This is a genomic window from Microbacterium sp., assembly GCF_051953575.1.
Classification (GTDB): domain Bacteria; phylum Actinomycetota; class Actinomycetes; order Actinomycetales; family Microbacteriaceae; genus Microbacterium.
Genome location: NZ_JBQCIP010000011.1, coordinates 1 through 11,587, shown reverse-complemented (window position 1 = coordinate 11,587; position 11,587 = coordinate 1). Strand labels below are relative to the sequence as shown.

The following is an 11,587-nucleotide window of genomic DNA, read 5'->3' as shown; positions in this document are numbered from 1 at the left end:
CGAGCCCCGACATGCCGGATCCGCCGATTCCGATGAAGTGGGCGGCGGTGATGTCGTCGGGGATGGGAAGACTGAGATCGGGTCTGATCATGGCCCGTCAATCCTAAGTTGGCGAGAGGATGCCGCGGCCCCGGCGCGCCCTGCAGCGCCGGTGGCGGCATCCATTCTGTATTGACACATTGATACAGAGGGTGACACAATCCAGATATGGAGTTCGAGATGTCGTTCCAGGCGTTCAACACCATCCTGCTGTGCGTGGCTGCCGTCATCCCGATCGTGTTCCTCATCCCCGTGCGACGCGAATCGTGGGGCGTCACGCGCATCCAGCAGATCTCGGTTCGCGCCCGACTGCCGATCCCGACGTGGGACATGTGGCGCAGCATCCGGCGACGCTCTCGTGCACTCCTGCGCGCGAGCATGTGGGGCATGCTGGCCGGGATCGTGGTCATCGGCGGCCTGTTCGTCTGGACTCCGCTCGGCTCGTCGCCGGCGGCGATGTGGATCTTCACGCTCACGCTGGTGCTGACGCTGGGCATCGCCTCTACCGTCGTGACGGTCCGGGAGCGACTCTTCTCGCCGGCGCCGAACGCGCCGCGGATCGCACGAGCGAGGGCGCTGCGGGTGCACGACTATCTGCCGGCATGGGCGGCGCGGCTCCCCGCGTGTCTGCTCGTCGCCGCGGTCCTCGCATGCGCCGGCCTCGTCGCGACGACGACCGCCGGCGCCACCGCACCGGGGACCCTGGTGGTCGCGACCGTCCTGTTGGCCTTCGCGGCGCTCACCGCGATCGCAGGTCGCGTCGCCGAGCATCGCGTGCTGGCGCAGCCCCAGCCGGCGAGCGACACCCTGGAGCTCGCATGGGACGACCTGTTCCGAGTCGGCACGTTCGCTCCGTTGCGCATGGTCGCCGCTATGGCCGCCTGGCTGCCACTGGGGCTCGCACTCACGAGCATCGTCCGCGCGGTCCTCGGAACCGACCAGCTCGACTGGAGCGAGCAGTTCTCGGTCTTCCCGTGGTACGGCGTGCCGGTCATCCAGCTCGTCTACATCCTGCTCGACGGACGGCTGCCGCTTCGGCTGTATCCGGAGTACCTTCGGCCTGCACCCGCTCTCGCGCCCGCTCCCGCCCCGATCGGAGGGTCTCCCGCATGATCGTCATCGACCCGGCATCGCCGGTCCCCCCGTTCGAGCAGCTGCGCGCGGGACTCGTGGATGCCGTCGCGTCCGGCGAGCTGGCCGCCGGCGAGCGGCTGCCCACCGTGCGGCGTCTGGCCGAGGACCTCGGCGTCGCGCCGGGAACCGTGGCGCGGGCGTATCGCGAGCTCGAGGCATCCGGCATCATCGAGACCCGCGGCCGCAACGGCACGTTCGTGGCGTTCGACGCCGATCCGGCGCGGCAGCAGCTGCAGCGCGCGGCGGCCGCGTTCGCGGCGCAGGCGCGCGACCTGCGCCTCGACACGGACGAGGCGCTGGCTGCGGTCACGGCCGCGCTGCGGTCCGCAGGTCCGGCGACCGCCTGAACCTCAGCGCTGCAGCGCCTCGTCGATCATCGCGACGACGTTTCCGGTGCCGTTGCGGATGCCGACGGATGCCGCAGCCTCGGCCATCGCGGTGCGCCGCGCGTCGTCGAGCAGGAGCGGGACGACCTCGGTGCGCACGCGGTCTCCCGTGAACTCGGCGTCGGGGATCAGCACGGCAGCTCCGGCCCTGACGGCGGACGCGGCGTTGAGCGCCTGCTCGCCGTTGCCGACCGCGTAGGGGACGTACATCGTCGGGATGCCGAGGGCACTGATCTCGCTGACCGTCGCGGCACCCGCGCGCGAGACGACGGCGTCGGCCAGCGCGAAGGCGAGGTCCATGCGGTCGAGGTAGCGCACGACGGCGTAGCCGGGCACGCCTGGGTCGGGCAGCTTGGACCGCTCCCCTGTGGCGTGCAGCAGCTGCCAGCCTGCGTCGAGCACGTCGCGCCAGGCTCCGCCATGGCCCTCGCCGAACGCCTCGTTGAGGCGCTGTGCGCCGAGCGAGCCGCCGAACACGAGCAGCACGGGCTTGCCGGCATCCAGACCGAAGTACTCGGCCGCCTCGGGCCGGTGCGCGGCGCGGTCGAGGGTGACGATCTCTTCGCGCAGCGGCATCCCGACGACGCGCGAGCGCTTCAGCGGCGTGCCCTCGAATGCGACGCCGACGCCCGCCGCACGGCGGGCGCCCAGCACGTTGGCGAGCCCTGGGCGTGCGTTGGCCTCGTGCACGACGAACGGCACGCGCTCACGGCGCGCCGCGACGTACGCGGGGGCCGAGGCGTAGCCGCCGAAGCCCACCACGATGTCGACGCCGCGCTCGGCGATGTGGCGGCGGGCCTGCCCGATCGCGCGCTGGAAGCGCGCCGGGAAGGCAGCCGCCGCGCCGTTCGGGCGCCGCGGGAAGGGCACCTTCTCGACGATCAGCAGCTCGTATCCGCGTTCGGGCACGAGCCGCGCTTCGAGCCCCTCACGGGTGCCGAGCACGAGGACCTCCGCCTCGGGGTCCCGGGCGCGCAGCGCGTCGGCCACGGCGAGCAGCGGGTTGACGTGCCCGGCGGTGCCGCCGCCGGCGAGAAGATACGTCGTCACTCCCCGAGCCTACCGGGCCGGGTCACCCGCCTTCAGGGCCGGGTCAGCGGACGGCGCGCAGCTTGGCCCGCTCGCGTGCCGCGCGCGCCTCGGCGATCCGCGCCTCGCGGCGGGCGACGGATGCCGGCAGCGTGCGCGCGAACGCCAACAGCACGCCGGATGCGACGAGCGCCGACAGCAGCGACGTGCCGCCCTGCGACATGAACGGCAGGGGGACGCCGAGCACCGGGAACACGCGGAGGACGACGCCGACGTTGATCAGAGCCTGACCGACGATCCAGATGGTGATGCCGCCGGCGGCGATGCGCACGAAGGGGTCGTCCGTCTTGCGGATGACGTGGAAGGCGCCCACGGCGAACAGCGCGAACAGCGTCAGCACCACCGCGCAGCCGATGAGGCCCAGCTCCTCGCCGACGATGGCGAAGATGTAGTCGTTCGCGGCGGCAGGAAGCCAGTCGTACTTCTCGCGCGAGTTGCCCAGTCCGAGGCCGAAGACGCCCCCGCTGGCCAGTCCCCAGATGCCGTGCAGGGGCTGGTAGCAGTCGTTGTAGTAGTCGTCGAGGCAGTTCGGGTTCAAGAAGCTCATGAACCGCCGCATGCGGTCCGGGCTCGTGACGGCCAGGAACGCCACCGCGGCGGCGGCGCCGATCGCGGGGAGCACGAAGATGCGCAGCTTCACGCCCGAGAAGAAGAGCGCGCCCAGCACGATGAGCGCGAGGATCATGGCCGTGCCGAGGTCGTGGCCGGCGATCACCGTGCCGATGGCGAGGATCGTGACCGGCACGAGCGGGATGTACACGTGCCGCCAGTCCGCCAGCAGCGTGCGCTTGCGGAACAGCACGAAGGCCACCCACAGCGCCAGCCCCAGCTTGAGGAACTCCGAGGGCTGCGCCTGGACGCCGCCGATGTTGATCCAGTTGCGGTTGCCGTCGGCGGCGACGCCGAGCCCCGGCACGAAGACGAGCAGCTGGAAAGCGACCCCGAAGATGAGCGCGGGCCACGCCATCCGCTTGTAGAACGACACGGGCAGGCGGCTCGCGATGAACATCAGCGGGATGCTCACCGCGGCGAACATCACCTGCTTGAGCACCATCTCCCACGGCGCCTCGCCTTTCGCGGCCGCCGTGGCGGAGGTGGCCGAGAGGACCATGACGAGCCCGAACGCCGTGAGCAGCAGCGCCGTCGAGGCGATGAGGAGGAACTCGCTGGGCACAGGTGCGAACACGCGTCCGAGCGAGACACGGGCCGCGAGCCCCCGCCTGGCCGGCTTGTCGGCCTCGGACGAGGCGGGCGCGGTCTGCTCAGGCGTCGTCGGTGTCGTCTGGCGCGGCGGCGTCGGCCGTGTGGCCCGGGGCCGAGGCGGCTCTGTCGTCGTCACCCGGGGCCTCCGTTCCGATCCGTTCCCTCACGGCCGCCGCGAATCGGCGACCGCGGTCCGCATACGATGCGAACTGGTCGAAGGATGCCGCAGCGGGAGCGAGCAGAACCACGTCCCCGTCACGCGCCACCCCTGCCGCCAGTTCGACGACACGCGCCATGACGTCTTCAGTCTCGACGTGGTCCACCTCGAACACGGGCACCGCGGGCGCGTGTCGCTCGAACGCGGCCACCACCGCCGCACGCTCGGCGCCGATGACGATCGCGGCCCTGGCGGTCGCCCCGCGGCCGGCCACGAGCTCCGAGATGTCGACGCCCTTGAGCAGCCCCCCGACGACCCACACGGCGCCGGGGTAGGCCGCGAGCGACGACGCCGCCGCGTGCGGGTTGGTGGCCTTCGAGTCGTCGACCCACGTGATGCCCGCGTGCCGGGCGACGATCTCGATGCGGTGCGGGTCCAGACGGAAGCCGCGCAGCGCGTCGCGGATCGCGGCGGGCGCGACGTCGAGCGAGCGGGCGAGGGCCGCCGCGGCGAGGATGTTGGCGACGACGTGCGGCGCCGCGAGTCCGAGGCCCGCCAGCTCCTCGACCGTGGAGAGTTCGAGCGCGCTCTTGTGGCGGTCGTCGAGAAACGCCCGGTCGACGAGGATGCCCTCGACGACGCCCAGGTCGCTCGGGCCGGGGATGCCGAGGTCGAAGCCGATGGCGCGGGCGCCCTCGATCACCTCGGCGTCCTCGACCATGGCCTGGGTGGCGGCATCCGCCTTGTTGTACACGCACGCGACGCGCGCGTTGTCGTACACGTGGGCCTTGGCGTCCCGGTACGCCTCGAACGAGCCGTGCCACTCCAGGTGGTCGTCGGCGAGGTTGAGGCAGACGGCGGCATGCGGCGACAGCGGCTCCGGCGAGTCCTGCAGCCCCAGGTACCAGAGCTGGTGGCTCGACAGCTCGACGACGAGTGCGTCGAACCCGGACGGATCGCGCACGGCGTCGAGCACGGGCGTGCCGATGTTGCCGACGGGGGCCGCGCGCAGGCCGCCGGCGACGAGCATCGAGGCCGTGAGGCGCGTCGTGGTCGTCTTGCCGTTCGTGCCGGTGATCAGCACCCAGTCGGCGGGCGTGCCGTCGGCGCGGAGGACCTTGTCGCGCACGCGCCAGGCGAGCTCCACGTCGCCCCAGAGGGCGATGTCGTTCGCGAGCGCCCAGACGACGAGCGGATGCTGCGGCGCGAAGCCGGGCGATGCCACGACGACCTCGGGGCCGAACTCGGCGAGCTCGGCGGGAACCTCGCCGAGGGGGCCGGTCCACAGTCGCGCGCCGATGACAGGCAGCAGGCGCGCGTACTCCTCGTCGGCCTTCTCGGTGACGACGAGCACGTCGGCGCCGAGCTCGGTCAGCGTGTCGGCCACCGCGAACCCGGTGACAGACAGGCCGAGCACGGCGACGCGGAGCCCCTTCCAGTCGGCGTTCCAGCTGGTGAGCGCGCGCAGGCGATCCGAGGTCATGTGCGAGAGAGCCATTCGACGTAGAAGAATCCGATGCCCGAGACGGCGAGGAGGCCGGCGATGATCCACATCCGCACGACGATGGTCACCTCGGACCAGCCGCGCATCTCGAGGTGATGGTGGAACGGGCTCATCAGGAAGAGCCGCTTGCCACGCGTGATCTTGAAGTACAGCCGCTGAAGGATCACCGAGCCCGGACCGATGATGAAGACGCCGGCGACGAGCACCGCCAGCAGTTCGGTGCGGGTGAGGATCGCCATCGCGGCGATCACGCCGCCGATCGCCATCGAGCCCACGTCGCCCATGAAGACCTTCGCCTTGGGGGCGTTCCACCACAGGAATCCGACCAGCGCGCCGACGAACGACGCCGAGATGATCGCGAGGTCGAACGGGTCGCGCGTCGGGTAGCAGGCCATCTGCGCACCGGACGACAGGTCGCTGCCGCCCCAGCACGCCTGGTTGAACTGCCAGAACGCGATGAGGCTGTACGCGCCCGTGACGAAGATGCCGGAGCCGGCCGCCAGACCGTCGAGTCCGTCGGTCACGTTGGTGCTGTTCGAGAAGGCGACGCCGATGAACGACACCCACGTCAGGTACAGCAGCCAGCCGACGACGACCCCGACGGCCATGAACGACAGGGCCTGCACGTCGCGGAAGACCGAGATGTACGGCGACGCCGGCGTCTGGCCGTAGCTGTTCGGGAAGTTGAGCGCGACGATGCCGAACGGGACCGTCACGATGATCTGGCCGACGACCTTGCGCCATCCGCTCAGACCCATGAAGCGCTGCTGGCGCACCTTCATGTAATCGTCGATGAACCCGACGACCCCCAGGCCCACCATCATCCAGATGACGAGCAGGCCCGAGATGGTGGGCGGGTTGTTGCCGCTGTAGCAGCCGACCAGATAGCCGACGATCGTGCCGACGATGAAGATGGTGCCGCCCATGGTGGGCGTGCCGCGCTTGGTCTGGTGGTTGGGGTTGCGGATGTCCTCGGGCGTGCGGATCACCTGCGCCCACCCCCACTTGCGGAACAGCCGCAGGAAGACGGGGGTGAGGAAGAGCGTGAAGGCCAGCGAGATCGCCGCCGCGGTCAGGAGTGATCTCACGAGAACGATTCTCCCAGACGATCGCCCAGGAACCGGAGCCCTGCCGAGTTGGACGACTTGACGAGCACGCGGTCGCCGTCGCGCAGCTCGCCCTGGAGGTAGTCGAACGCCTCATCGGCGGTCGAGAAGAACACGGCCTCGTTGTCCCACGAGCCCTGCGCGACCGCTTCGAGGTACATGCGGCGGGCTCCGTCGCCGACCACGACGATGCGCTGGATGCCGAGGCGCACCGCGAGCAGGCCGACGCGATCGTGCTCCTCCTCGGCGTACTCGCCGAGCTCGCTCATGGCGCCGAGCACGGCGACCGTTCGCTCCCCCGGGCCGGTGATCTGCGCGAGCGTGCGCAGCGCGGCGGCCATCGAGTCGGGGCTCGCGTTGTAGGCGTCGTTGATGATCCGCACGCGGTCGGAGCCGAGCGGCTGCATGCGCCAGCGCTCGGCGATCTCGACGGTCTCCAGGCGCGCGACGGCATCGGCCAGCGTCACGCCGAGCGTGGTGGCCGCGGCGATGGCGGCGAGGGCGTTCATGACATGATGCTCGCCGAGCACCTTCAGTCGCAGCGGGACGGATTCGCCGTCGGCCGTCACGGTGAAGGACGTGCCGGATGCCGTCACGACGACGTCGTCCGCGCGCACCTCGGCCTCGGGGCCGCGGCCGAACCAGCGCACCGTGGCGCCCTGCTCGGCGGCGATGGGCGCCATGGCCGCGACGCGGGCGTCGTCCGCGTTCAGCACCGCGACTCCCCCGGGCCGCAGCGCCTGCACCAGCTCGGACTTGGCCCGGAACGTGCCTTCGATGCCGCCGAACCCGCCTGCGTGCGCCATGCCCACCATCAGCACGACCGCGACGTCGGGATCGACGAGACCGGCCAGACGGGCGATCGCGCCCGGTCCGCTCGCGCCGAACTCGCTTACCAGGAACCGCGTCGAGTCGGTGACCCGCAGCATCGTGAGCGGCGCTCCGACCTCGTTGTTGAACGACGCCTTGGGAGCGACGGTCTCGCCCTCGTCTTCGAGGATGCGCGCGAGCAGGTTCTTCGTCGTGGTCTTGCCGTTCGAGCCCGTGATGCCCACCACGCGCAGGTCTCCGGCATCCCGGACCGAGTTCACGACGACGCGCGCGAGGTCGGCGAGGGCCTCGACGGCGTCGGCGACCACGATCTGCGAGACGCCGGCCTCGACGCGGTGCTCGACGATCGCCACGGCCGCGCCGTTCGCGACGGCGGCGTCGACGAACAGGTGCCCGTCGGTGGCTTCACCGGGCTTGGCGACGAAGATGCCGCCCGGTGCGATCAGGCGGGAATCGGTGTCCACGGCGCCGGAGACGACGGTGTCGGGCGTGTCGCCGTCGGCGAGGAACGCCTCGCCCGAGACGGCATGCGCGAGCTGGGCGATGGTGAGCGAGATCATGGGGAGGTGCTCCGTCGGGTCGGTGCTACCCGAACTTGGGCAGCAGCACCGGCGACGTCGTCGAAGGCATGATGCGGTAGGTCTTCAGGACCTGCGTCATGGCCTTCTGGAACGCGGTCGCGTTGGCCGCAGACGATGTTACCTTCGTCGGCTCGTCGAGCGTGACGACGACCACGTACTCAGGGTCGTCCGCGGGCGCGAAGCCCACCATGGTGGTGTAGTAGACGCCCTGCTTGTAGTGGCCGTTGCCGTCGCTCTTCTCACCGGTGCCGGTCTTGCCGCCGATGCGGTAGCCCGGGATCTCGACGGCCTTGGCGTAGTTCGCCTGCAGGAACACGTTTTCGAGCATCTCGCGCATCTGGGCGGACGTGCTCTCGCTGATGACACGCTCGGGCGCCGCGAGCTCAGGCTTGACGACGGTGCCGTCGGCCTTCGTGCAGGACTCGATGATCTGCAGCGGCATCCTCACGCCGCCGTCGACGATCGCGCCGTACGCCCGCGCCAGCTCGGGCATCGTCGTCGTGACGCCCTGGCCGAAGGCGGTGTTGTACGTCGTCTGCGCGCCCCATTCGCCGGCCGGGTAGATGAGGCCGTCCGCCTCACCGGGGTACCCGGAATCGGTGCCGTCGCCGATGCCGAACTTCTTGAAGTAGTCGTAGCGGGTCTGCTTGTCGACCTTCTCGCTGAACTTCGAGATGCCCGCGTTCGACGAGTCGATGAGCACACCCGTCAGCGTGTAGTCGTAGGCCGGGTGCTGGAACGAGTCCCGCACGCGGACGCCGCCCGGGAAGTTCTCCAGCCCCGACGCGGTGACCGTCGATTCCGGGGTCTGACCGCCGGCGTCGATCACCGTCGCCGCCGTCAGCCCCTTGAAGGTCGACCCCGGCTCGAACTCGTGGAGGAAGATGCTGCTCGTGCGGTCGCCGACCTCGGCCGCCGCGAAGTTATTCGGATCGACCGTCGGATACTCGGCGGCGGCGCGCACCTTGCCGGTCTTCACCTCGTAGACCAGGATCGCGCCGCGCTGGGCCGCCATGTTCTGCGTCTGCTCGGCGATCAGCTGCTGCAGATACCACTGCAGGTCGCGATCGATGGTGAGCTTCAGCGTGCCGCCGTCGGTGGCCGGGTCCTGCTTCTCGGTGCCCGGGATGATGACGCCGTCCTTGCCCTGCTCGTAGGTGAGCTGGCCGTCGCTGGCAGCGAGGCAGGCGTTCTGCGCCTTCTCGAGGCTCTCCAACGGCTGACCGTCGGACCCGACGAAGCCGATCAGGTTGCCGGCCACCGCGCCGTCCGGGTACGAGCGTGCGGGGTGCTCCTGGCAGTGCAGGTACGGCACCTTGAGATCCGCCAGATCACGGAACTGCTCGGTGGACAGCCCCTTCTTGAGCAGCGCGTACTGGGTCGCCGAGTTCGCGGCCAGCGCGTCCCCGACGATCTGGCGCACCTCCTCCGGCGTCTGGCCGGTGATGGCGGCGACATCGTCGGACACGTCGGCCCACAGGCGGTACTTCGACTTCTTCTCGAGCACGGCGGAATCGATCTGCGTGATGAGGAGCGGATCGAGCTGGCAGTCGTACTGCAGGATGCTGCCCGCCAGCACCTGCCCGTTGGTGTCGACGATCGAGCCGCGCGTGCCGTACAGCTCCTCCTTGCCGGCGAACGCGACGTTGAGGGAGTCCTTGACGTGCTCGTCCGCGTTGACGACCTGGATGTCGACGAGACGGACGACGAAACCTGCCAGCACGGCCAGCACGACTCCGAGGGCCACAACGGTGCGGCGACGGGGACTTCTCGTGCTTCGTGTCGTCATCTGCTTCTCGCGCTTCGCGTCATCTCAATGTGTGCTCGGCCGACGTGCGTGCTCGGCCCTAGTGTGTGCTCGGGATCGGCAGTCCATCGGTGATCGGCGGCGGTGTGTTGCCGACCCCGCCGTCCACCGGGTCCGCCACCTCGACGGGGAGACCGCCGATCGTGGCGTCGGGGACGGTCACCAGAGGCGTGTCGCTGATCAGCGCGTTGGCGACCGAGCCTCGGCCGATGGCATCCACCGACGACGCTCCCATCGCAGCCTCGGACGGACCGAGGATCGCGCCGTCGCTGAGGCGCAGGTAGCTCGGCGCCTCATTGATCACCATGCCGAGCGCCGCCGCGTTGGCTGCGAGGTACTGCGGCGAGCTGAGCCCGGCGACGTCGTCGTACAGGATCTGCTTCTGGTAGGTGAGGTCGCGCTGCTCCTGCGCGAGCGTGGACAGCTCGTAGGTCCCCTGCGTCGTCATGAGCGACAACGACATCTGGGCCGCGGCGATGAGGAAGGCGCCCGCGACGGCGACGATCCCGTACAGCAGCTTCGGGCGGCGCCGTCGCGCCGGTGCGTCGACGATCCGCAGGCGCCGGCGCGGCGCATCCGCTCTCTCGGGCGCGACGGACCGCCGGGGCAGTCCCCTCGCGCTCAGCGCGGTCGTGCTCATGCGTCCTCCCTCAGCCGCTCGGCGGCGCGCAGCCGCACGGGCGTCGCGCGCGGGTTGACCGCGCGCTCCTCGTCGCTGGCGAGCTCGGCTCCCTTGACGAGCAGTCGGAATCGGGGGGCGTGCTCGGGCAGCTCGACAGGCAGACCGGCCGGTGCGGTCGAGGCCGACGCCTCGGCGAGAGCGCGTTTGACGAGCCGGTCTTCGAGCGACTGGTACGACAGCACGACGATGCGGCCGCCCACCGGAAGGATGCTGAGGGCGGACGGGACCGCGCGGTCGAGCACCGACAGCTCGCGGTTGACCTCGATGCGCAGCGCCTGGAAGACCCGCTTCGCGGGATGGCCGGCACGCTGCACGGCGGCGGGGGTGGCCGCCTGCAGGATCTCGACGAGGCGACCGGAGCGTTCGATCGGCGCCTCCGCGCGTGCCGCGATGATCGCGCGGGCGTAACGGGCCGCCAGCTTCTCTTCGCCGTAGCGCTCGAAGATGCGCCGCAGGTCGCCCTCGCCGTAGGTGGCGAGGACATCGGCGGCGGTCGTGCCGGCCGACTGGTCCATGCGCATGTCGAGCGGTGCGTCCTGCGCGTACGCGAAGCCGCGGTCTGCGACGTCGAGCTGCAGCGACGAGACGCCGAGATCGAAGAGGATGCCGTCGGCGTGCGCGAATCCGGCCGACGTGACGGCATCCGCGATCCCGTCGTAGACGGTGTGGACGAGCGTCACCCGGTCGCCGAAGGGGGCCAGCCGCTCCCCCGCGATGCGCAGCGCGTCGGTGTCGCGGTCGAGCCCGACCAGGCGCAGACCCGGGAAGCGCTCGAGGAACGCCTCGGAGTGACCGCCCATGCCGAGGGTCGCATCGACGAAGACGGCTCCGTCGCGCTGAAGAGCCGGTGCGAGCAGCTCGATGCAGCGCTCGAGCATCACGGGGGTGTGGATGTCGCGAAGGTTCATGATGTGCCGGTCCTGCTGCTCTTCCTCCCCCGGTCCTGATCCCCATCCGCTCTGACCTGGCACCGGGGAAGTGTGTCAGGGCGGGAGCGGCTGGGAGTCGGGGCCTGGGGCATCAGAACAGTCCCGGGATCACCTCCTGCTCCAGCTCGGCGTAGCTCTC

At 70.5% G+C, this 11,587-nt stretch carries 10 protein-coding genes; 2 read left to right on the top strand and 8 right to left on the bottom strand.

The window, feature by feature from the left end; genetic code table 11:
• Positions 1-207 precede the first annotated feature (207 nt).
• Together ACTHNQ_RS00775 and ACTHNQ_RS00770 are read left to right on the top strand one after the other, a co-directional pair.
• Positions 208-1,152, top strand: coding sequence for a hypothetical protein (locus ACTHNQ_RS00775; protein ID WP_440330541.1), 945 nt, complete (start codon positions 208-210; stop codon positions 1,150-1,152).
• Positions 1,149-1,520 (top strand): GntR family transcriptional regulator, encoded by a 372-nt coding sequence (locus tag ACTHNQ_RS00770; protein WP_440330540.1) that lies wholly within the window; start codon positions 1,149-1,151, stop codon positions 1,518-1,520. The genes ACTHNQ_RS00775 and ACTHNQ_RS00770 overlap by 4 nt, the downstream gene beginning before the upstream one ends.
• A 3-nt stretch (positions 1,521-1,523) precedes the next feature.
• Here ACTHNQ_RS00770 and ACTHNQ_RS00765 read toward each other — a convergent pair whose 3' ends face one another.
• Genes ACTHNQ_RS00765 through rsmH form a run of 8 tightly spaced genes read right to left on the bottom strand, consistent with a single transcriptional unit; the run spans position 1,524 to position 11,427 of the window.
• Positions 1,524-2,609: a UDP-N-acetylglucosamine--N-acetylmuramyl-(pentapeptide) pyrophosphoryl-undecaprenol N-acetylglucosamine transferase gene (locus tag ACTHNQ_RS00765; protein ID WP_440330539.1), complete on the bottom strand. Its 1,086-nt coding sequence runs from the start codon at positions 2,607-2,609 to the stop codon at positions 1,524-1,526.
• A gap of 43 nt (positions 2,610-2,652) precedes the next feature.
• The gene (gene ftsW, locus ACTHNQ_RS00760; RefSeq protein ID WP_440330538.1) at positions 2,653-3,987 is read right to left on the bottom strand and encodes a putative lipid II flippase FtsW; all 1,335 of its coding nucleotides are present in this window, start codon (positions 3,985-3,987) and stop codon (positions 2,653-2,655) included.
• Complete coding sequence (gene murD, locus ACTHNQ_RS00755; protein WP_440330537.1) at positions 3,911-5,491, bottom strand: UDP-N-acetylmuramoyl-L-alanine--D-glutamate ligase; 1,581 nt, start codon at positions 5,489-5,491, stop codon at positions 3,911-3,913. Before murD ends, ftsW begins: the two co-directional genes overlap by 77 nt.
• A complete protein-coding gene (gene mraY / locus ACTHNQ_RS00750; RefSeq protein WP_440330536.1) occupies positions 5,488-6,600 on the bottom strand; it encodes a phospho-N-acetylmuramoyl-pentapeptide-transferase in 1,113 nt (370 codons plus the stop codon). The genes murD and mraY overlap by 4 nt, the downstream gene beginning before the upstream one ends.
• Positions 6,597-8,009, bottom strand: coding sequence for a UDP-N-acetylmuramoyl-tripeptide--D-alanyl-D-alanine ligase (locus ACTHNQ_RS00745; RefSeq protein WP_440330535.1), 1,413 nt, complete (start codon positions 8,007-8,009; stop codon positions 6,597-6,599). Before ACTHNQ_RS00745 ends, mraY begins: the two co-directional genes overlap by 4 nt.
• Positions 8,010-8,034: 25 nt before the next feature.
• Positions 8,035-9,819: a peptidoglycan D,D-transpeptidase FtsI family protein gene (locus ACTHNQ_RS00740; RefSeq protein ID WP_440330534.1), complete on the bottom strand. Its 1,785-nt coding sequence runs from the start codon at positions 9,817-9,819 to the stop codon at positions 8,035-8,037.
• Positions 9,820-9,877: 58 nt separating this feature from the next.
• A complete protein-coding gene (locus ACTHNQ_RS00735; protein WP_440330533.1) occupies positions 9,878-10,477 on the bottom strand; it encodes a hypothetical protein in 600 nt (199 codons plus the stop codon).
• On the bottom strand, positions 10,474-11,427 hold the full coding sequence (gene rsmH / locus ACTHNQ_RS00730) for a 16S rRNA (cytosine(1402)-N(4))-methyltransferase RsmH (RefSeq protein ID WP_440330532.1): 954 nt from the start codon (positions 11,425-11,427) through the stop codon (positions 10,474-10,476). The genes ACTHNQ_RS00735 and rsmH overlap by 4 nt, the downstream gene beginning before the upstream one ends.
• Between the last annotated feature and the right edge of the window lie 160 nt (positions 11,428-11,587).